Annotated in this window: 15 protein-coding genes; 7 read left to right on the top strand and 8 right to left on the bottom strand. The window is 60.2% G+C overall.

Annotated elements, in window-relative coordinates:
• Nucleotides 1–71 precede the first annotated feature (71 nt).
• The 5 genes from ACSPX5_RS27975 (at nt 72) to ACSPX5_RS27955 (ending at nt 5251) form a co-directional block, all read left to right on the top strand.
• Complete coding sequence (locus ACSPX5_RS27975; RefSeq protein ID WP_169432591.1) at nt 72–761, top strand: ABC transporter permease; 690 nt, start codon at nt 72–74, stop codon at nt 759–761.
• A 21-nt stretch (nt 762–782) separates the two neighbouring features.
• A complete protein-coding gene (locus tag ACSPX5_RS27970) occupies nt 783–1676 on the top strand; it encodes a glycine betaine ABC transporter substrate-binding protein (RefSeq protein ID WP_439820672.1) in 894 nt (297 codons plus the stop codon).
• Between the two features lie 13 nt (nt 1677–1689).
• Nucleotides 1690–2343, top strand: coding sequence for an ABC transporter permease (locus ACSPX5_RS27965; protein WP_085729571.1), 654 nt, complete (start codon nt 1690–1692; stop codon nt 2341–2343).
• A complete protein-coding gene (locus tag ACSPX5_RS27960) occupies nt 2340–3494 on the top strand; it encodes an osmoprotectant ABC transporter ATP-binding protein OsmV (protein ID WP_169428827.1) in 1155 nt (384 codons plus the stop codon). Before ACSPX5_RS27965 ends, ACSPX5_RS27960 begins: the two co-directional genes overlap by 4 nt.
• A gap of 593 nt (nt 3495–4087) precedes the next feature.
• Complete coding sequence (locus ACSPX5_RS27955) at nt 4088–5251, top strand: type III PLP-dependent enzyme (RefSeq protein ID WP_039769212.1); 1164 nt, start codon at nt 4088–4090, stop codon at nt 5249–5251.
• Between the two features lie 43 nt (nt 5252–5294).
• On the opposite strand, the gene ACSPX5_RS27950 is transcribed toward ACSPX5_RS27955, so the two are convergent.
• From ACSPX5_RS27950 to ACSPX5_RS27935, 4 genes are all read right to left on the bottom strand, one after another.
• The gene (locus ACSPX5_RS27950) at nt 5295–6173 is read right to left on the bottom strand and encodes a hypothetical protein (RefSeq protein WP_439820671.1); all 879 of its coding nucleotides are present in this window, start codon (nt 6171–6173) and stop codon (nt 5295–5297) included.
• A 45-nt stretch (nt 6174–6218) separates the two neighbouring features.
• A complete protein-coding gene (locus ACSPX5_RS27945; protein ID WP_439820670.1) occupies nt 6219–8438 on the bottom strand; it encodes an alpha-xenorhabdolysin family binary toxin subunit A in 2220 nt (739 codons plus the stop codon).
• Nucleotides 8439–8672: 234 nt separating this feature from the next.
• Complete coding sequence (locus tag ACSPX5_RS27940; RefSeq protein WP_439820669.1) at nt 8673–9431, bottom strand: tetratricopeptide repeat protein; 759 nt, start codon at nt 9429–9431, stop codon at nt 8673–8675.
• Nucleotides 9432–10112: a Fe2+-dependent dioxygenase gene (locus ACSPX5_RS27935; RefSeq protein WP_011332426.1), complete on the bottom strand. Its 681-nt coding sequence runs from the start codon at nt 10110–10112 to the stop codon at nt 9432–9434.
• Between the two features lie 207 nt (nt 10113–10319).
• On the opposite strand from ACSPX5_RS27935, the gene ACSPX5_RS27930 reads away from it, so the two are divergent.
• Nucleotides 10320–12641: a TonB-dependent receptor gene (locus tag ACSPX5_RS27930; RefSeq protein ID WP_439820668.1), complete on the top strand. Its 2322-nt coding sequence runs from the start codon at nt 10320–10322 to the stop codon at nt 12639–12641.
• Between the two features lie 132 nt (nt 12642–12773).
• Nucleotides 12774–15302: a PepSY domain-containing protein gene (locus tag ACSPX5_RS27925; RefSeq protein ID WP_439820667.1), complete on the top strand. Its 2529-nt coding sequence runs from the start codon at nt 12774–12776 to the stop codon at nt 15300–15302.
• A gap of 54 nt (nt 15303–15356) precedes the next feature.
• Here ACSPX5_RS27925 and ACSPX5_RS27920 read toward each other — a convergent pair whose 3' ends face one another.
• The 4 genes from ACSPX5_RS27920 to ptsP are packed head-to-tail and all read right to left on the bottom strand — an operon-like array spanning nt 15357 to nt 22505.
• A complete protein-coding gene (locus tag ACSPX5_RS27920; protein ID WP_439820666.1) occupies nt 15357–16898 on the bottom strand; it encodes an alkaline phosphatase D family protein in 1542 nt (513 codons plus the stop codon).
• 59 nt (nt 16899–16957) lie between these two features.
• Nucleotides 16958–18691, bottom strand: coding sequence for a PTS fructose-like transporter subunit IIB (locus tag ACSPX5_RS27915; RefSeq protein ID WP_439820665.1), 1734 nt, complete (start codon nt 18689–18691; stop codon nt 16958–16960).
• Nucleotides 18692–18702: 11 nt separating this feature from the next.
• Entirely contained in the window at nt 18703–19644 is a 942-nt protein-coding gene (gene pfkB / locus ACSPX5_RS27910; protein WP_207865180.1) for a 1-phosphofructokinase, read from the bottom strand.
• Nucleotides 19644–22505 carry a phosphoenolpyruvate--protein phosphotransferase gene (gene ptsP / locus ACSPX5_RS27905; protein ID WP_439820664.1) on the bottom strand — a complete coding sequence of 954 codons (2862 nt, stop codon included), beginning with the start codon at nt 22503–22505 and terminating at the stop codon, nt 19644–19646. Before ptsP ends, pfkB begins: the two co-directional genes overlap by 1 nt.
• Between the last annotated feature and the right edge of the window lie 246 nt (nt 22506–22751).

Here is a 22751-nt window from a genome sequence, read left to right as displayed (position 1 = left end):
CCACTCGGGACAGCGTCCGCCGACTATAAAAAAGGAGTCCGCCTGTGGCTATCCGCTATGGCAAAGGGCTGATGGGAGGTGCGGTGGTAATCGCGCTCCTGGCCCTGCTGGTCCACTGGATCGGCATCAACACGATCGAACACTACCGCGACGATTTGTTGTTTTACCTGCAAGCTCATCTGATTCTCGTCCTCGCTTCAATGCTGGCCGCCCTTGTCGTGGGCATCCCCGCCGGTATCTTCCTGAGCCGCCCGACCATGGTCGGCCGCGCCGAACGCTTCATGCAAATCTTCAACATCGGCAACACCGTGCCACCGCTGGCCGTACTGGCGATTGCCCTGGGGATACTCGGCATCGGCAGTGGTCCGGCGATCTTCGCTTTGTTCCTCGCCTCGCTTTTGCCGATTGTGCGCAACACCTATGAAGGCCTGAAAAACGTCCAGGGTTCGCTGAAAGAAGCCGCCGTCGGCATCGGCATGACTCCGCGCCAGGTGTTGTGGCAGGTCGAATTGCCCAACGCCGTGCCGATCATCGTTGGCGGTGTGCGGGTGGCCCTGGCGATCAACGTCGGTACAGCGCCGCTGGCCTTCCTGATCGGCGCCAACAGCCTTGGCAGCCTGATCTTCCCCGGCATCGCCCTGAACAATCAGCCGCAACTGCTGCTCGGCGCCGCGTGCACCGCGCTGTTGGCGTTGCTGCTCGATGGCGTGGTCACCCTCGCCAGCCGTCTCTGGCTGGAACGCGGTTTGCGCCCGTCTTAAGGCTTCGGCAAAGGAATATTCATGAAACGACTTAGCTTGATTCTAGGCTGCGCCCTGCTGTTCGCAGGATTTGCCCAGGCGGCAGAAAAGCCGCTCATCCGCCTCGGTGCCCGGGTGTTCACCGAGCAAACCCTGCTCGCGGAAATCACTGCGCAATACCTGCGCAGCAAAGGCTACGACGCGCAGATTACCGGTGGCCTGGGCAGCAACCTGGCCCGCAGCGCCCACGAAAGCGGGCAACTGGACATGCTCTGGGAATACACCGGCGTGTCGCTGGTGGCCTACAACCATGTCACCGAAAAACTCGACAGCGAACAGTCCTACGCCCGAGTGAAAGAACTCGACGCGAAAAAAGGCCTGGTCTGGCTGACACCGTCGAAATTCAGCAACACCTACGCCCTCGCCCTGCCGAAAAAGGTTGCCGAGCAATATCCGCAGATCAACAACATCAGCCAGTTGAACGACGTGCTGCGCAGCGAGGCCAGGAGCAATCATCTGGTGGCGCTGGACACCGAGTTCGCCAACCGCTCCGACGGTCTGGACGGCATGGTCAAGCTGTACGACATGAACCTGACCCGCCAAAACATCCGGCAGATGGACGCAGGACTGGTCTACACCGCCCTGCGTAACGGCCAGGTGTTTGCCGGTCTGGTCTACACCACTGACGGTCGTCTCAATGCGTTCGGGCTGAAGCTGCTGGAAGACGACAAGCATTACTTCCCGGACTACACCGCCGCGCCAGTGGTGCGTCAGGCCTACCTCGACGCCCACCCGCAACTGGCGGAACAGCTCAAACCCCTGGCCGAGCTGTTCGACGACGAAACCATGCGCCAGCTCAATGCGCGGGTCGATGTCGATCACGAAAGCCCGTCGAAAGTCGCTGCCGATTTCCTGCGCCAGCACCCACTTAACTAAAGGAGGAAAAGTCATGGAATTCCTGAACGCCTTTTCCCACCTCGACTGGCAGCAGGTGATGCACCTGACCTGGCAGCACATCACCCTGGTCGGCATCGCCGTCAGTCTGGCGATTCTCATCGGCGTGCCGCTGGGCATTCTGATGACTCGCTTTCCGAGCCTCGCCGGCCCTTTGCAGGCCAGCGCCACAGTGCTGCTGACCGTGCCGTCGATTGCGCTGTTCGGCCTGCTGCTGCCGTTCTACTCGAAATTCGGTCAGGGCCTCGGCCCGATGCCGGCGATCACCGCCGTGTTCCTTTATTCACTGCTGCCGATCATGCGCAACACCTACCTCGCCCTGACCGGCGTCGAACCGGGCATTCGCGAAGCCGCACGCGGCATCGGCATGACCTTCGGCCAGCGCCTGCGCATGGTCGAGCTACCGATCGCGGTGCCGGTGATCCTGGCCGGCGTGCGCACGGCCGTGGTGATGAACATCGGCGTGATGACCATCGCCGCAACCATCGGTGCCGGCGGCCTCGGCGTGCTGATCCTCGCCTCCATCAGCCGCAGCGACATGTCGATGCTGATCGTCGGCGCGCTGCTGGTCAGTCTTCTGGCGATCTTCGCCGACCTGTTTTTGCAGTGGCTGCAACGCTCTTTGACTCCAAAAGGATTACTCAAATGATCGAACTTCAAAACCTCAGCAAGACCTTCCAAAGCAACGGCAAAGATGTGAAAGCCGTGGACTCGGTAAGCCTGACCGTCAATGAAGGCGAAATCTGCGTATTCCTCGGGCCATCGGGCTGCGGCAAAAGCACCACGCTGAAAATGATCAACCGCCTGATCAAACCGACTTCGGGCAAGATCCTGATCAACGGCGAAGACACCACCGACCTCGACGAAGTGACCCTGCGCCGAAACATCGGCTACGTGATCCAACAGATCGGTCTGTTCCCCAATATGACCATCGAAGAGAACATCGTGGTGGTGCCGAAACTGCTCGGCTGGGACAAACAGAAATGCCACGACCGCGCCCGCGAGCTGATGAGCATGATCAAGCTTGAGCCCAAGCAGTATCTGCATCGTTATCCGCGCGAATTGTCCGGCGGCCAGCAGCAACGGATCGGCGTGATCCGCGCACTGGCGGCAGATGCACCGCTGTTGCTGATGGACGAACCGTTCGGTGCGGTCGATCCGATCAACCGCGAGATGATCCAGAACGAGTTTTTCGAGATGCAGCGGGCACTGAACAAGACCGTGATCATGGTCAGCCACGACATCGACGAAGCGATCAAGCTCGGCGACAAGATCGCGATTTTCCGCGCCGGCAAACTGCTGCAGATCGACCATCCGGACACCCTGCTCGCCCATCCGGCGGACGACTTCGTCAGCAACTTCGTCGGCCAGGACAGCACCCTCAAACGCCTGCTGTTGGTCAAAGCCGAAGATGCGGCGGACAACGCGCCGTCGGTCAGCCCACAAACCCCGGTGGCCGATGCGCTGGAGTTGATGGACGAGCATGACCGTCGCTATGTCGTCGTGACTGACGCTGAGAACAAGGCATTGGGTTATGTGCGACGTCGCGACCTTCACCGTCAGACCGGAACATGCGCGCAATTCCTGCGCGAGTTCAACGCCACGGCTGCCTACGACGAGCATTTGCGCATCCTGTTGTCGCGCATGTACGAGTTCAATCGGGCGTGGCTGCCAGTGATGGATGCCGAGCGGGTTTTCCTTGGCGAAGTCACCCAGGAGTCGATTGCGGCGTACCTGAGTTCGGGTCGTTCACGCGGAATGAAGACCAATATCGTGTCGCCGGCCGAAGCGGTGGCCTGATCAAAAGCAAAAGGGCTGTTCGACAGCCCTTTTTTTCGACCGCCGGAAACTCAAGGCCGGGATTTTCCTACCGACGATGAGCCGGCAAGAAATATCAACACACCCGAGAGCCGAACCCGGCCGATTTTGCCAGCCTGAACCAGCAACTTCCCCCTCACCTGCCTTTCTCGCCGCCAACGTCGCCGATGTTGAAGTGATCGTAGTTATCCATGACTTGGCACACATCAGCATCGAACGTGCAGGTATTTTTAACACCTGAAAATTATTGCGGAACATCTGACCGTCATCTCGGTCGGGTACAAAGAGTGATATCCGCGACGTACGTCAGAAGCGTGCAAAAACGCGACATTTTTAGTTGATCTCAGGCCCCTCACGCCCTAAAGTTCGCGCCGAACGTCCATGCTGGAAACGATCCATCCGGCTCAAGTACTGACGACGAGACAGCAAGGCCAAGGGAAAGAAAGACTACATTTCCCATGGCCTTTTTGCTTTCGGCGACATGCCTTGGGAAGTAGGCGAACCAAAGTGGGGATACGGAGGGCGTTCATTTGCACCCATTGATTTCACGAGTTTGCCCATAGGAGCTCCCAAGTATGTCGATCCAGGTCGAAGACTATTTCGCGCGCGAAACCTTTCAGAAAATGAAGGCGTTCGCCGACAAACAGGAAACCCCGTTCGTGGTGATCGACACCGCGATGATCGCCCAGGCCTACGATGACCTGCGCGCCGGTTTCGAATTCGCCAAGGTCTACTACGCGGTCAAGGCCAACCCGGCCGTCGAGATCATCGACCTGCTCAAGGAGAAAGGCTCGAGCTTCGACATCGCCTCGATCTATGAGCTGGACAAAGTGCTGAGCCGTGGCGTCAGCCCGGACCAGATCAGCTACGGCAACACCATCAAGAAATCCAAGGACATCCGCTACTTCTATGAGAAGGGCGTGCGTCTGTTCGCCACCGACTCCGAAGCCGACCTGCGCAACATCGCCAAGGCCGCACCGGGCGCCAAAGTCTATGTGCGCATCCTGACCGAAGGCTCGACTACGGCCGACTGGCCACTGTCGCGCAAATTCGGCTGCCAGACCGACATGGCCATGGACCTGCTGATCCTCGCCCGTGACCTGGGCCTGGTGCCTTACGGCATCTCGTTCCACGTCGGTTCGCAACAGCGCGACATCAGCGTCTGGGACGCGGCGATCGCCAAGGTCAAAGTGATCTTCGAGCGCCTGAAGGAAGAAGACGGCATCCACCTCAAGCTGATCAACATGGGCGGTGGCTTCCCGGCCAACTACATCACCCGCACCAACAGCCTGGAAACCTACGCCGAAGAAATCATTCGCTTCCTGAAGGAAGACTTCGGTGATGACCTGCCGGAAATCATTCTGGAACCGGGCCGTTCGCTGATTGCCAACGCCGGTATCCTGGTCAGCGAAGTGGTACTGGTTGCGCGTAAATCCCGTACCGCCGTCGAGCGTTGGGTTTATACCGATGTGGGCAAGTTCTCCGGCCTGATCGAAACCATGGACGAAGCCATCAAGTTCCCGATCTGGACCGAGAAGAAAGGCGAAATGGAAGAAGTCGTCATCGCCGGCCCGACCTGCGACAGCGCCGATATCATGTACGAAAACTACAAGTACGGCCTGCCACTGAACCTGGCGATCGGTGATCGCCTGTACTGGCTGTCGACCGGTGCGTACACCACCAGCTACAGCGCCGTAGAGTTCAATGGCTTCCCGCCGCTGAAGTCGTTCTACGTGTAAGCGACGCTTCAAATGGAAAGGCCCATGCATGCATGGGCCTTTTTTATTTGCGCAGCCATGACTCAAGATGATTGATCATCGCCATGAACTCGCCAGCGCCCTCCTTCGCAGCAGCCAATTGGAAATTCAACTCGCCGAGTTTCGACGCGCGCTCTGCCTTCAATAATTCATTGAACACCGTGTCGATGCGCAAGCCCGTTTCTTCGAGAAACACGCTGATGTGCGAACTCACGGAAGCCAATCCGTTAAACAAGCCGGCTATATCAGTTTTGTATTCGGCGCCTCTGACAAGCGGATCCGCTGACGAATAAGCCACGTCCCAAACCGGCGTAGTGCGCGCTTCGCGAAACAACTCCTCGACCACTGTCGGCTGGGTATGGCACTGGCACGTGCGATGATCCATCGCCCTGACAAACACCGACTTGAGACCGAACGACTCGTCATGCACCTCGACGATTGTGTATTTCAGTTGGCGAATCGCCGCCCTTAACGAGCAGAACCGAAGCGCCAGCTCGTGAACAAGATCCGGGACATCGGTGGGGGGAAACAGCTTCCAGGTCGGCGACCTGGATAAGCTGTACAGATTGAAATCCACCTGACTGAGAGGCTCGTTCCTTGAAGTGTTCCGGGTGATTTCCAGCGTTTCGGCGGTGAACGTAGCGAGATCCGCGACGAAAGTGCTGCCGAGGCGCCGAGCCTCTTCGGTGCGCTGCCAGAACTCCTGCAAATAGCGCGCATTGAAACTGGCGTTGTTCAAACGCGAATCGCTGGCCAGTACCGCCAATTGATGACCGCTGGTTCTGCGGCGCTCAAATACCAAAGGGATGTTGTTGAAAGTGGGATGAAGTGAACTCAGGAAATTTGTGTATCGGTCCAGTGTCCGCCGTTGTGCTGCGCCAAGTTCATAGGCAAGTGTATTCATGACTGATCAGGAGGCGATGGGCGCGGCGCCCACCGCCTCGACTCCTTATTGCTGAACCGTTTTCAAATACTGCCGGACGTCGGCAATCCGGGCGATTGCAGCAGTCGTTCGTTGCTCGACAGGCTGTAACTTGTCTTGCCTGAAGTCTCGGGCATATGACTCGAATCGGGCCACCAGATTCGAGAATTCATTCACGTAACTCCAACGCTCTTCGTCCAGTTGATCGAGGATTTGAACCAGGTGAATCTTTCCATCGATCTGGGCGATCTCGTTGACGTACTTCTTCAACTGCGTCCTCAGATCAGCCACCTTATCCTTGAGCTGGTTGTAACCCGCCAGCATGTTCAGATAGGAAATGGCTTCACCGATACCCGCGATCATTTTTTTCAAGGTATCAATGGCGAACAATGCAATCTGGACCTGCGGTGGTGCCAGCCCCAGTGCTTTCAGGTTATCCAGCGTCAGTTGGGCTTCCTGACCGATTTTCTCCACCCCGGCTTTCGCGATCAGCTCGAGCGCTTCAGACACCGATTTCATCTGCTTTTCGAAATCGACGACTTTTTCTTCCGATGTGACCTTCAGTGCTTCCGTGAAGGCCCGGTCCTGCTGCAGCGTCACGATCCATTGCGCCGAAGCCGATCGGTCGTAAGCGGTAGTCAGGCCGTTGTGCGTCATCTTCAAATCGTCCGCGTGCTCGGAGATTTTCATCGATACATTCTTGAGTTCGCTTTCCATTTCCTCGTGGATTTCATCCGCATCATCCGGATACTCGAGAAGTTCGTCCTGAGATGTTTTCAACTTCTTCTGTGCACGCTCCAGATTGATCCCCGTCGTCTGGGCCTGATTACGAAGTTCAAAGGTGGCTTTCTGGATAGCCATCGTCAGCCCATTCATTATGCGGACCGTACCCGGCATGTAATTGAACTCCTCACCGAGCATCTGTGCAGTGACATTGCTTGTTTGAACAGCTGCAGCGCAGGAGCGCAAAGCAGCGATGTCAAAATCCGAAACGGCTGGATGATTGTTGAGCGTCAACATAGTTCTTTTACTCCCGAATACTGCAAAGCTGTTTCCATACTCTTTATCTGCCGCAGCGAAGACGCCCAACAGCTGATCGGAACTCACCTTGATCTGCTCCCACGGATCAACAATACCGAGAATCTGGTTCTTGAACTTCCTCAGGGAAGTTGCCTCTTTAAGCAGATCCACTTCTTTGACAGAGGCATTGATATAAGTGCTTAGTGCATTCCATACCAGCATCAGGTTTTGCGTGGCGACTTCGGCTTCAATCGCTACATAACTCAGGTTCTGCAAGTCATCGCGCACTTTGTTCAGGGAACTCAGCGTCTGGTTTTTGCTGGCCATTACTTGGTTGGAGGCCTGTTGCTCTGCCTTCAACCGGTTTCGCTCCTTGCGGATTTTTTCGGCCTTGACGCCCTGATAGATGCCGAGAATCAAACCACCGACATTCAATGTCGCTGCCGACCGGATCGCTTCTTGAACCAACTGATCATATTGCTTGTTCAGTTCATCGATTTCTTTCGAGCGCTGGTCGATTTCGCCCTGCAGGACCTGAATGTCTGCCTGATAGGTATTGCGCGACACGAACTCCAGTCGCAGCTTGATCTCCGGCAGCACGGTCTCGCGCATATCAGCGCCGAAACTGTCGAGTTCTGACCTGACATGCTCGGCCTTCGCATGGCACTGCATGACTTTGGCCAGCATGTCATTGAGATAGGCCTTGATTTCCGGCACATCCCCGGACGGCAAGCCCAGGTCTGGAAGATCCGGAATCGTGCGTTTCAGCTCCAGATACTCTTGCGGCGTATTGATATCGTATTCCTCCAGATACCTGGAGGCTTTCAGGTCTTCGTAGATCTCTACGATTCCCTTACCCGTACGAATGATGCTGCCGGCAAAAATTTTCAGATCAGTACCGGTGAGCATGATTTTTTCACGCAACGGCGACCAGCGTTTCGCATGGTCGTAGGTGCAGGTGAATGTCCGCAGGAAGTCTGTTGCCTTGAGGCCAACGCCCCCGGCATCCCCGGCGCCGTAGTTCAGATAGGCAACAACGTCCGCCAGCCGAACAGGAAGCGACAGCCCCAGCACCTCATACTTGCGCAGGCTGATGATCTGTTCTTTGGTTAATTGAATACCGGTTTCCCGATTGTATTCTTCACCTTCACCGAGCGAAGCACTTACAAATACCCGAGGCGCCTTCTCGGCGGCCTCGACAACCTTGCTGTCTATTTTTAATTCCATAAGAGACTCCTTGTCTTCTTCGGATATTCAATAAAAGTCATTTGGGATATACGACATTATCAAGCGAGTCATTCCAACTTGATCATCGATATCGCAAAACAACCTTAGGCCAGCAGGAAAACAACTAACAAGCACTTAAATATTAGTAATCAAGACAAAGCAATCACTCACCCACACTACTGCCTGACAACAGCCCCTCAACTTGATAAAAGCAACTAACAACCGAATAAATAATTACAAACCCGTCAACTCTGCCAGCCTCAACTTATAAGCATCGGCCATCGCACGAATTTGCGGATGTTGTGCATTCAACAAAGACACACTGGCGACTCGCAGGAAATTCAGATTACCGACGGCCAATGCTTTCTCCAGCCAGACCAACGCGTCATCAATGCGGCCCTCAGCCGCCAGCACCGCCGCATAACTGAACTGCCCGCGAAAATCCCCGCCCTCGGCCGAACGTCGATACCAGTCACGGGCCGCTGCCGGATTCGCCGGGCACACTTGCCCTTCTTCCAGATAACGCCCGAGCAGGTTCATCGACTTGGCATGCCCGGCTTCGGCCGCACGTTCATACAACGCCATTGCCTGAAGATGATCGACAACCACACCACGCCCGGTCGCGAGCAGATTGGCCAGGTTGTACATTGCCCAATCCAGACCGGATTCGGCTGCGATTCGATAGTGCTGCGCGGCAATCGACGTATCTGCTGCACATCCCCAGCCATGTTCATGGCAGCGACCAAGCATGTTGCGCGCCATCAGATGACCTTGCTCTGCGGCAATTTCAAACCAGCGCAATGCCAGCGGCTGATCCTGAGCAATCCCGTGACCATCGAGCAGGATCTGCCCGAGCAGCGCCTGCGCTTCCAGCACGCCCTCACCCGCCGCCAGCAGAATTGCCTGAGCTGCGCGGGCCGGGCTTTCTTCGAGCATGGCGGTGAGGCGTTCGCCGTCGAGGACTTCTTCGCGACGCAACCGAAAGTCCGCCACTCAGACCTCGACCCAACGACGCAACAGGTTGTGGTAAGTGCCCGTGAGGCGGATCAGCGAAGGGTGATCGGGCATGTCGTGGGTGAGTTGCTGGATCGCACCGTCCATCTCGAACAGCAACGCGCGCTGGCTGTCTTCGCGCACCAGGCTCTGGGTCCAGAAGAACGAGGCATAACGCGCACCGCGAGTCACCGCGTTGACCTTGTGCAGGCTGGTGCCGGGGTACAGCACCATGTCGCCGGCGGGCAGTTTCACGCGCTGGGTGCCGAAAGTGTCCTGGATCTCAAGCTCGCCGCCGTCGTAGTCCTCCGGCTCGCTGAAGAACAGCGTGGCCGACAGATCGGTGCGCACCCGCTCGATGCTGCCCTTGGGCTGGCGCACCGCGTTGTCGATGTGGAAATCGAAACTGCCGCCCGCCGTGTAGCAGTTGAGTAACGGCGGGAATACCTTGTGCGGCAGCGCGGCGGACATGAACAGCGGATTTTTCCACAGGCGCTCAAGCATCGCGGCGCCGATTTCCTTGGCCAGTGGATGGCCTTCGGGCAGTTGCAGATTGTGCTTGGCCTTGGCCGATTGATAGCCGGCGGTGATCTTGCCATCGGCCCAGTCGGCCTGTTCCAGAGCCTCGCGGATGCGCCGCACTTCGTCTTTTTCGAACAGCGCAGGGATGTGCAGCAGCATGGCAATGTCACCTGATGGCAAAGAGGCGGCAATGGTATTGATTCTTATTGAGTGTGTAAAACCCGCCAGACGAATGAATCGGTAAAAACCGTAAGGCTAAATTGTAAAGAATGTAAATTCGTCGCGAATAACAATATTTCGCAATTGATACGAATACCTGTTTACCCTATATTCCGCCGCCTCAAATCCTTGGGGAGGGGAATAAAAATGTCACGTCAACAAGCACAACTACCCGTCAGTTCACCACGTCTGCTCGCCTCTGCCATCGGCGTTGCACTGACCGCCGGCTCCGCAGGCCACACGGTGTTCGCGGCTGAAACGACCGACAGCAAAGCCTCCGGCAATGCCATTGCCCTGGACGCCACCGCCATCACCGGCGAAGCCCAGGACTCGACGTCCTACCAGGTCGAGAAAGCCTCCTCACCCAAGTACACCGCGCCGCTGGTCGACACGCCGCGCTCGGTCACCGTGATTCCACAACAAGTGCTGAAAGACACCGGCGCCCTGAACATGCAGGACGCGCTGCGCACCGTACCGGGCATCACCTTCGGTGCCGGTGAAGGCGGCAACCCGCAGGGCGACCGTCCGTTCATCCGTGGTTTCGACGCCCAGGGCGACACCTACCTCGACGGCGTGCGCGACACCGGCTCCCAGAGCCGCGAGATCTTCGCCGTTGAAAACATCGAAGTCAGCAAGGGCCCGAACTCCGCCATCGGCGGTCGCGGCGCGGCGGGCGGCAGCATCAACCTGGTGAGCAAGAAAGCGCACCTGGGCAACTCGTTCGACGGTGGCTTCACCTGGGGCTCCGACCAGACCCAGCGTTACACCATGGATGGCAACTACCAGTTCAGCGACACCGCTGCCGGTCGTCTGAACCTGATGAGCCACGAGAGCAACGTCGCCGGTCGCGACAAGGTCGACTACGACCGTTGGGGCATCGCGCCATCCCTGGCCTTCGGCCTGGGCACCGACACCCGCGTCAACCTCGACTACTACCATCTCGAAAGCAACGACACGCCGGATTCGGGCATCCCTTACACGATTCCGGCCGGTGGCTCGGCAGCGCGCACCAAGTCCAATCCGGACAAGCCGTACGCCGGCGGCGATCACAGCAACTTCTACGGTCTGGACCGCGACTTCCGCAAGGGCCGCACCGACACCGCGACCTTCGCCATCGAGCATGACCTGAGCGACTCGCTGACCATCAAGAACACCCTGCGTCACGGCACCAGCATGCAGGATTACATCCTGACCCAGCCGGACGACAGCAAAGGCAACGTGAACAACGGCAGCGTCTGGCGTCGTGCGAACACTCGCGTGAGCAACACCGAGACCACCACCAACCAGACCGATCTGTTCGGCAACTTCTACGTCGCCGGTTTCAAGAACAGCTTCTCCACCGGTGTCGAATACACCCGTGAGGAAAGCAGCAAATCCTCGTACAACGTCAACACCGACACCACGCCGCGCACCTCGGCCGTGACCACCAACTGCAACCCGGGCCTGATTGGCGCCGCCAGCGGCTACAACTGCACCTCGCTGTCGAACCCGACCCCGAACGATCCGTGGAACGGCGCCATTTCGCGCAACTACGCCGGCACCGACACCCAGTCCGATACCTACGCGCTGTATGCGTTCGACACCCTGGAGCTGTCCGAGCAATGGCTGGTCAACATGGGCCTGCGTTACGACCACTTCGAAACCGGCTACGAGACGTACACCAACGCAGGCACCACCACCTCCAGAGGTTCGGACACCAGCGAGTTCGTCACCGGGCAGTTCGGCATCGTCTACAAACCGGCAGAGAACGGCAGCATCTATGCGTCCTACGCCACCTCTGCCACACCGCCGGGCAACACCCTGGGTGAAGGTCAGGAAGGCAACCCGCTGGGTGGCACACCGGATCGCAACGGCAACCTGCTCAAGAGCGACATGGAGCCGGAAACCACCAGGAACTACGAAATCGGTACCAAGTGGGATCTGCTGAACGATCGCCTGTCGCTGACCGCCGACATCTTCCGCACCGAGAAAGAAAACGCCCGCGTCCAGGTGGATACCACCTCGTACGAAAACGCCGGCAAGACCCGTGTGCAAGGTATCGAGCTGTCGGCCAGCGGCAAGATCACCGACAAGTGGCAAGTGTTCGCCGGCTACGCCTACATGGACAGCGAGCAAGTGGACGGTGGTGACCTGCCGGCCAACAAGGCCAACAACGGCAACGAACTGCCGAACACCCCGAAAAACAGCGCCAGCCTGTGGACCACTTACCAGGTCACGCCGAAGCTGACCATCGGTGGCGGTGCGTTCTACGTGGATGACGTATTCGGCAACGTGGCCAACACCACCATGGTCGACTCCTACGTTCGCTACGACGCGATGGCAGCGTACAAGCTGAGCAAGAACGTCGATCTGCAACTGAACGTGCAGAACCTGACCAACGAAACCTACTACGACAAGGCCTTCTCGACTCACTTCGCCAACCAGGCGGCGGGGCGTACGGCATTGCTGAGCACCAACTTCCACTTCTGACAGAAGCCGGAAGCCTCGGGCCCCGTTCATTCACGTGAACGGGGCTTTTGTGCGTAATAAAGAACGTTTCTCGATAAGCCACGGCATAATGCACGCCGTGAACACAATTTCCGAACGGACAAGGCAAGCGACGTGTTGAAGAAAACCCTGTTCCAGTTGCACTGGTTTTTTGGCATCACTGCCGGGCTGGTGCTGGCCCTGATGGGCATCACCGGCGCCGCCTATTCGTTTCAGGACGAAATTCTGAAGGCGCTCAATCCGTCGGTCCTGCAGGTGGAAAAGCAGGTCGCCGGCGTCCTGCCGCCCGCCGAACTGGTGGAACGCATCGAAGCGGCGACGGGCAAGACCGTTTCAATGCTCACGGTCGAAACCGACAGCGGTAACGCCGCGCGAGTCTGGTTCACCCCGCCAAAGGGTGAGCGCCGTGGCGAGATGCGCTACTTCGACCCCTACACCGCCGAGTTCAAGGGCGACGCCACCGGTCAGGACTTCTTCGGCCTGATGCTGCAACTGCACCGTTTCCTCGCCATGGGCGACACCGGTCGCAGCATCACCGGCGCCTGCACCCTGATGCTGCTGTTCTTCTGCCTGTCCGGCCTGTACCTGCGCTGGCCGCGCCAGTGGAACAGCTGGCGCGTGTGGCTGACCCTGGACTGGAAGAAAAAGGGCCGCAGCTTCAACTGGGATCTGCACTCGGTGTTCGGTACCTGGTGCATGCTGGTGTATCTGTTGCTGGCACTGACCGGACTGTCCTGGTCCTACGAGTGGTACAACAAGGGATTGACGAAACTGCTGTCGGATGCACCGCAGAACGAGCGCGTGCGCGGCGGTCGTGGCCCGGCTCCCGAAGGTCCGGCGCCGACTGCCGATTACGCCGCGATGTGGAGCAGCATCTACAGCGCCGCAGGTCCGGGCCTCGCCTCCTACAACATCCGCATGCCCCCTGTGGCCGGCCAACCGGCGACCGTGTTCTATCTGCTCGACAACTCGCCCCATGAGCGCGCGCTGAACCAGATCACCCTTGACCCGGCCACCGGCGCTGTCAAACGCGTCGACCGCTACGCCGACAAGAGCTTCAAGGCGCAATTGCTGACCAGCATTTATGCGCTGCACGTCGGCAGCTATTTCGGTCTGGTCGGGCGGATCATCGTGACGCTCGCGGCGGTGTTGATGCCGCTGTTCTTCATCACTGGCTGGTTGCTTTATCTGGATCGCCGACGCAAGAAAAAGCAGATCAAGGATGCCCGCAAAAGTCTCGAACAACCCGCCGGCGATACGCCCGCGTGGCTGATCGGTTTCGCCAGCCAGAGCGGTTTTGCCGAACAACTGGCGTGGCAGACCGCCGGGCAGTTGCAGGCCGCCGGATTGCCGGTGAAGGTGCAGCCGCTGGCGAATGTCAGCGAGCAGGATCTGCAGGAATCGAACAACGCGCTGTTCGTGGTCAGCACCTTCGGCGACGGCGAGGCGCCGGACAGCGCTCGCGGTTTCGAGCGCAAAGTGCTGACCCGTGCCTCGGCTCTCGACAACCTCAACTACTCGGTGCTCGGCCTCGGCGACCGTCAGTATCAGCACTTTTGCGGTTTCGCCCGACGCCTGCATCAATGGCTGGGCGAACACGGCGGCAAGACGCTGTTCGCTCCGGTGGAAGTCGACAGCGGCGATCCTTATGCACTGCGGCACTGGCAGACCCAGCTTGGCCAGATCACCGGTCAGGCACCGGTCGATACCTGGCAGGCACCGAGCTACAGCAACTGGACGCTGGTCCGTCGCGAGTTGATGAACCCTGACAGCAGCGGCTCGCCGGTGTTTCTGCTGGGTCTTCGCGCACCGGACACCAGCAGCTGGCTCGCTGGCGATCTGGTGGAAGTGTTGCCACGCAACTGCCCGTGGGTCATCGAACATTTCCTCGACGGCCTCGGCATTCGTGGCGAAACCAGCGTAAAGGTCAACGGTCTGGAAGAATCGCTGGAAGTGGCCCTCGCCACCCGCCAGTTGCCCGAGCACCGCGCCCATCTGGTCGGTCTGCACGCTCAGGCGCTGGTCGATGCGATGGTGCCGTTGGCCATGCGCGAATACTCGATCGCCTCGATTGCCGCCGACGGCGTGCTGGAGCTGATCGTGCGTCAGGAACAACACAGCGACGGCACCCTCGGCATCGGCTCCGGCTGGCTGACCGAGCATGCTCCGGTCGGCGGCAGCATCAGCCTGCGGGTACGCCGCAACAGCGGTTTCCATCTGCCAAATGCGCCGGTGCCGATGATCCTGCTGGGCAACGGCACCGGACTTGCCGGGCTGCGCAGCTTGCTCAAGGCGCGGATTGCCGACGGCCAACAGCGTCATTGGCTGCTGTTTGGCGAGCGCAATCGCGAGCACGATTTCCTCTGCCGCGAGGAGCTGGAAGAGTGGTTGATCAATGGTGATCTGGCGCGACTGGACCTGGCGTTCTCGCGGGATCAGGCCGAGAAGATTTACGTGCAGGACCGCCTGCGCGAATCGGCCGGCGAGTTGAAGAAATGGCTGGCGGACGGTGCGGTGATCTACATCTGCGGCAGCCTTCAAGGCATGGCGTCAGGTGTGGATCAAGTGCTCAATGAAGTGCTGGGCGCCGCCGAAGTCGAACGCCTGATCGAACAGGGTCGCTATCGTCGCGACGTCTACTGATTCACCTTGGGCAACTGTGGGAGCAACCCTGCTCCCACAGGTTCAGCAATGGATTCAGACCGGCTGCAACTTCTGCTCAAACACCGCCACACCGTTCAGATCCCGCAGTACCACACTCATCTCCCCGCTCTGCCCCTCGATGTTCACCTCACCGAAAAACTGAAACCCGGCAAAAGGCGAGGCGTTCTGCGTCGGCGGTGCTTTCTGGAACACCACTTGCGGGCCAAAGGTCTTGTCCAGAGGATTGGGCCCGAAGCTGCCGGCGTTCAGCGGCCCTGCGACAAACTCCCAGAACGGTTCGAAATCCTGAAACGCCGCACGATCCGGGTGATAGTGATGTGCCGCGCAGTAATGCACGTCCGCCGTCAGGAACACGAAATTGCGCACCTGATGTGCCCGCAGGAATCCGAGCAATTCGGCTACTTCCAGCTCACGGCCCTGAGCCGGGCCGGGATCACCGTTGGCCACCGCTTCCCAGCGCGCCACACCGGGGCTGACTTCACCGTCCGGCACACCAAGACCGATCGGCATGTCCGCAGCGATGACCTTCCACTGGGCTTTCGACGCCTTCAATCCGCGCTTGAGCCAGTTCAGTTGCTCACGTCCGAGGAACGGTTTTTCCGCCCCGAGGTTGTCGTCGTTGGCGCCGCGATAGCTGCGCATGTCGAGCACGAACACATCGAGCATCGGCCCGTAGCTCAGCTTGCGATAAATCCGCCCGCCACCGTCCGCTGCCTGCCGGCGCATCGGCGAATATTCAAGCCACGCCTGGCGCGCACGTCCGACCAGGGTGTGGATATCTTTTTCCTGATAGCGCTCGTCGAGCTGTTTGCCCGGCGACCAGTTGTTGACCACTTCATGGTCGTCCCATTGCCAGATCTGCGGCACTTCGGCGTTGAAGCGGCGGATGTTTTCATCCATCAGGTTGTAGCGGTAATTGCCGCGATAATCGTCGAGGGTCTGCGCGACTTTGCTTTTGGCTTCCGTGGTGAGGTTGCGCCACACGCGGCCACCTTCGGTGGTCAGTTGCGCCGGCACCGGGCCGTCGGCGTAGATGGTGTCGCCGCTGTGGATAAAGAAGTCCGGCAGGCGCAGGCGCATGGATTCGTAGATGCGCATGCCGCCGATATCGGGGTTGATGCCGAAGCCCTGGCCGACGGTGTCGCCGCTCCAGACAAAACGGAGATTGCGCCGCGCCGTCGGTGCACTGCGCAAGTGGCCGAGCCACGGCTCGCTGGCAACGCCGGTGCGGGCGTCCTTGAAGTACACGCGATAGAAAATCGCCTGATCGGCGGGCAACCCGGTGAGTTCGACGCGGGCGGTGAAATCGCTACGGGCATCGGCCACCGCCGAGACGACCCGGCGCGGATGGCGGAACTGACTGCGGGTGTCCCACTCCACCACCATTTGCGCCGGACGATCGCTGCGACTCCAGATCATCGCCCGGTCGCCTTGCAGATCGCCGGACTGCACGCCGTCGGTGAGTTGCGGCCGATCCTTGACCGAGGCGATCACGGCCGGCGCCAGCCCTGGCATCAGCAAACCGGCGCCGACCACTTGCATCACGCGCCGGCGACCGAGGTTGAAATCGCTCATGGTGTTCTCCCTGAAAAAAGGAAAACTTAAGCACCGCTAGATGAAAGGGGTGTGACACCTCACGCCTTCGCGGGCTCCAGCGCCAGTTCCACAGCCTCCGGCCGCTTGACCAGCGCATACACCACCGCCGTCAGCAGACTGCCCGCGACAATCGCCAGCAGATACAACAACGCATGGTTGATCGCATTCGGGATCGCCAGCACAAACAGACCACCGTGCGGCGCCATCAGCTTGCAGCCGAAATACATCGACAGCGCACCGGTCAGTGCACCGCCGGCAATGCTCGCCGGGATCACCCGCAACGGGTCTTTTGCGGCAAACGGAATCGCCCCTTCGGAGATGAAGCACAAGCCCAGCACCAGCGCCGCTTTACCGGCTTCGCGTTCAGTCTGGGCGAACTTGCGCCGGGCGATGAAGGTGGCGATACCCAGACCAATCGGCGGCACCATGCCGGCGGCCATGGTCGCGGCCATCGGTGCGTAACTCTGCGACGCCAGCAGCCCCACCGAGAACGCATACGCAGCCTTGTTGATCGGCCCTCCGAGGTCGACGCACATCATCCCGCCCAGCAGCACACCGAGCAGGATCGCGTTGGTGGTGCCCATGCTGTCGAGAAAATGCGTGAGCGCTGCGAGCATCCCCGCCACCGGTTTGCCAACCACGTAAATCATCACCAGCCCGGTGATCAGACTGGCGAACAGCGGGATGATCAGAATCGGTTTCAGCGCTTCCAGACTTTGCGGCAACGCCACATACCGACTGATCGCCTTGGCCGCGTAGCCTGCGATAAACCCGGCGACGATCCCGCCGATGAAGCCGGCGCCCAGGGTGCTCGCCAGCAAGCCGCCGATCATTCCCGGCGCCAGACCCGGACGGTCGGCAATCGAGTAGGCGATGTAACCGGCCAGCAACGGCACCATCAACTTGAACGCGGTCTCGCCACCGATCTGCATCAATGCCGCCGCCAGCGTGCCTTCTTCCTTGAATGCGGTGATGCCGAACACGAACGACAAGGCGATCATCAGACCGCCCGCCACCACCATCGGCAACATGAACGACACACCGGTCAGCAGGTGTTTGTAGATGCCGGTTTTCTCTTGTTTGGCCGGTACTTTTCCGTCGCCGGCAGCGCTTTCAACGACACCTTCGGCCAGGGCTTTTTTCAGCGTGGCTTCGGATTGCTTCAACGCGATCCCGGTACCACAGCGATAGATTTTCTTGCCGGCGAACCGCTCGGTAGCGACTTCGATATCCGCCGCCAGCAGCACCACGTCGGCCTCGGCAATCGCTGTCGCGCTCAAGGGATTTTTCGCCCCTACCGAACCCTGGGTTTCCACCTGGAACTCATAACCCAGACGCTTGGCCGTTTGCTGCAAGGCTTCGGCGGCCATAAAGGTGTGCGCGACACCGGTCGGGCACGCGGTGACGGCAACGATGCGTGGCGCGGTCTGCGTGACTGCAGCCGGGACAACGTCGCTGGCGACATGAACTTCGGCCTCTTCGACACCGCGACGCAGCACCGCTTCGACATCCTGCAGCGCTTGCGCCGGGGCGATCCGGAACACGCGTTTGCCGATGAAACGCGTCATGTCGATGTCGCCGGTGGCCACCAGCAATACCCACTCCGCCGCCTCGATGGTGGCCGCCGACAGCGCTCGTTCCGGGTGCGCTGCGTCCACCACTTCGACGCTGGTGCTCCAGCCCTGACGCTGGGCTGCGGCATCCAGCAGCCGGGCACACAGCACACTGGTGACCATGCCGTTCGGGCAGGCCGTGACAATGGCTAACTTCATGACAAACCCTCTTATTGTTCTGTCAGGGGACGCACGCGCACGCCCTGTTCAAGCCGCGCCAGTTGCGCAGCATCATGAATACCGAAACCGATCTGGGTCACCGCCTGCGCCGCAATCGCCGTGGCCGTGCGCAGGGTTTGTTCCGGCGTGTCAGCGCTGAGCAGACCGTGCAGCATGCCGGCCAGCAACGAATCGCCGGCACCGACCGTGCTGGCGACGCTGACCTTCGGTGGCGTGGCATGTAACGCCGAGCCGACGCTGAACCAGTTCACGCCTTCGGCGCCGTGGGAAATCACCACATGCTCGATGCCCTGAGCGTGCAGCCGATCAGCCGCTTCGGCCTGTGACGCGTGGGAGACCACTTCACAGCCCAGCGCATCGGCCAGCTCTTCGGTATTCGGCTTGATCAGCCACGGACCGGCCTTGAGCGCCGTGCGCAACGCTTCGCCGCTGGTGTCCAGCGCGACTTTCAGGCCCAGCCCCTTCAGGCGCTCAATCAACTCTCGCAACCATTTCGCACTGACTCCGCGCGGCAGGCTGCCGGCCACCACCACTGCGTCGTGCCCCGGCGCGATCTGCACCAGACGATCCAGCAACGCCTGTTGTGCCACCACGTCCACTACCGGCCCCGGGCCGTTGATGTCGGTGATACGGCCGTTCTGTTCGGCGACCTTGATGTTGCTGCGAGTCTCGCCGGGTACACGGATGAAGGCGTCGACGAAACCGCGTTTGACGAACAGGTTTTCGAATGCCTGCAGGTTGTCTTCACCGAGAAAACCGCTGACCGTCAGTTGATGACCGAGATCGGCGAGCACCTGCGCGACGTTCACGCCTTTACCAGCGGCGTGGGTGTGCATCTCGTCGCTGCGATTGACCTGACCGACTTCCAGAAGCGGCAGCTGCACCGTCAGGTCCAGCGCCGGGTTGAGGGTCAGGGTAAGAATCTTGGCCATTACAGGGCCTCCACTAATGCGCGCACTTCGTTGGCGCTGCCCACGGCCAGGGCTTGTTGAGCAAGGGTTTGAGCCTGGGTCAGGCTGAGTTCGCGGATGCGCGCCTTGACCTCGGCAATGCTGCGCCCGGACACACTCAGTTCATCCACACCGAGGCCGACCAGTACCGGCACCGCCAGCGGATCCGCCGCCAGCTCGCCGCACACACCGACCCATTTGCCATGGGCATGGGCCGCGCGCACGGTGATGTCGATCAGTTGCAGCACCGCCGGGTGCAGGCCGTCCGCCTGGGCGGAGAGGGTCGGATGACCCCGGTCGATGGCCAGGGTGTATTGGGTCAGGTCGTTGGTGCCGACGCTGAAGAAGTCCACCTCTTTGGCCAGCACCGGCGCCAGCAACGCGGCGGACGGCACTTCGATCATGATCCCCAGTTGCAGATCGGCGACCGGAATTTCCAGGCGCAGGCGTTCGGTCATGTCGCGGGCCTGACGCCACTCTTCGACGCTGCCGACCATCGGGAACATGATCCGCAATGGTCGGTTGTCTGCCGAACGCAGCAAGGCACGCAACTGCGCTTCCATGATCTGCGGACGCTGCAAAGTCAGGCGAATGCCGCGTACGCCGAGGAACGGGTTTTCTTCCTTGGCGATCGGCCAATACGGCAGCGGTTTGTCGCCGCCGACATCAAGGGTACGCACCACCAGCGGCCGACCGGCGAGACCATCGAGGACGCGGCGGTATTCGGCTTCCTGAGTCGCCTCGTCCGGCGCCTGCGGGTGGGCCATGAAAATCAGCTCGGTGCGCAGCAAACCGATACCTTCGGCGCCCTGCTCCACCGCGCTGATCACACCGGCGCTTTCACCGATGTTGGCGAACACTTCCACGGCATGGCCGTCGGTGGTGTGCGCTGGTTGATGGCGTTGTTCGGCGGCGGCTTTCAGGCGTTGTTCGCGGGTGTCGCGCTCTTCGCTGGCGCGTTGCAGGGTCGCGGCATCCGCGTCCACATGCAGGCGACCGCGCTGGCCGTCGAGCAGCAACGGCGTGCCCGGTTTCAGCAGCAACACCGCAGCGCCCGCACCGACCAGCGCCGGAATCCCCAGCGCGCGGGCCACGATGGCGCTGTGAGCGGTGGCGCCACCACGGGCGGTGAGAATCCCCGCGACCCGCGCCGGATCAAGACGCGCCACGTCGGACGGACCGACTTCATCCATCACCAGAATGTACGGTTGCTCGGGCTCGGCGGGCGTCTGCACGCCGCACAGTTGCGCCAGCACCCGACGCCCGATATCACGCAGGTCGGCAGCACGTTCGGCGAGCAACGCGTCCTGCAACGCTTCCTGCTGTTTCGCGGCGGCCTCGATCACAGCCATCCACGCCGCTTCGGCGCTTTCGCCCTGCTTGAGGCGGGTGTCGACTTCGTCGGTGAGTTCCGGGTCGTCGAGCATTTCCTGGTGGGTGATGAAAATCTCGCGAATCGCCTTGGCCTTGCTGCGTTCGATCAGGCCTTGAATGTCCTGGCGCACGTCGGCCAGCGCCTGCTTGAGACGCTCGCGCTCGATGGCGGCGGACTCGCCGCGCAACGGGTAATCGATGGCTTGCTGGACCTGAATGTGCGCCGGGCCGATGGCGATGCCGGGGGCGGCGGGAATCGCTTGCAGCAAGCTGCCGGAGGCCGGGGCGATGATGACTTCGGCTATGTCGGTGATCACTTCGGGTGGTTGGCTGACGGCCGGCAGCGGTTCGACTTCTTCACCGAGGCCTTCCTCGATCGCCGCCAACAACGCCGGCAACGCATCGGCGGCGATGCTCGGCTCGGCGATGATTTCCAGCACCTGGCCGCGACGGGCGCCGAGGCTCAGCAGTTTACTCAGACTCTTCACCGATACGGCGCTGTCCTGACCATCGACGATGCGCACACGAATTTCACCGTCAAAGCTCTTGGCCAGTTGCGCAAGGATCTTCGCCGGCCGCGCGTGCAGACCATGAGCGTTGGCCAGTGCAATCCGCGCATTTGGCCAGTCGGCCGGCAACTCGCCGCCGAGCACTTCGAGGACTTTGCGGCTGCTGGTGGCGCGGCCCAGTTCATGACCGCGACCTTCGATCAGCAACGCGCACAACCGCTCAAGCAACGCCTGATGCGCTTCACCGAGGCTGGCCAGACAGAACAGACCGCTGAGCGGCTGACCGAGGTAACGCATTGGTTTGTCCGGCGTGACGAACGCCAAACCTGGACGTTTCACGGTCTGTTCGCTGTGCAGCCACCACAGGCCATCACCCAGCGGCAGCGCTTCGACTTGCTGCAACACCCCGGCAAAACCGTTGCTCACGCAATCGGCCTGGCGCAGCAGACGCGCACCGCGCCAGACCAGCTCTTCGAAATCGTCGGCAGAGACCCCGAGGCCAATCATCTGTGCATCCAGCGCCAGCTCCTGTGGCGCGCCTTGCAGCAGTTTCAGCAGCGCTTCGGGCGAACTGGCGCGGCGCAGGGCCTGACCCAGATCGGTCTCGCCGAGGGCGCGGGTCAGCAGTTGCAGCAGGCGCAGGTGTTCGTCGGATTTGGCCGCGATGCCGATGGCCAGATAGACGATCTGGCCGTCGCCCCAATCCACGCCGTCGGGAAACTGCATCAAGCGCACGCCGGTAGCGAACACCTGGTCACGGGTTTCGGGCGTGCCGTGGGGAATCGCAATGCCTTGACCGAGGAAGGTCGAGCCCTGAGCCTCCCGGGCCTGCAGGCCGGCGAGGTATCCATCGGCGACGAGGCCATCGGCGACCAGATGACTGGCCAGCAATTGCAAAGCGGCGGGTTTATCCACAGCCGACTGGCCCATGGATATCTGCTCTACAGTGAGCTCGAGCATGCGATCTCCTTTTTGACGCGTTGATGCGCCAGGTATTGTTTTGAATGGTTGCAGCTTAGGCGCTTGTAGGCTTCCCTTTCAGGAGGCAGTTTTGGCGGTTTCACGGCAGAACCGGCCAAAGGCGTCTAAAACGTAGAAAATACGCTTGCTGAAACGTTTAATCTAGATTGATCGGCACGTTACTCGATAATGTCCCATCCTTGAAGTCCAACTTGTCGGATGCGCTGAGACAATGGTCGCCTGCCT

It is taken from the genome of Pseudomonas sp. HLG18, assembly GCF_051903985.1.
GTDB classification, from domain to species: Bacteria; Pseudomonadota; Gammaproteobacteria; order Pseudomonadales; family Pseudomonadaceae; genus Aquipseudomonas; species Aquipseudomonas fluorescens_BT.
Note: the sequence above shows the minus strand (reverse complement) of the source record. Positions and strands in the feature narration are given on the sequence as shown.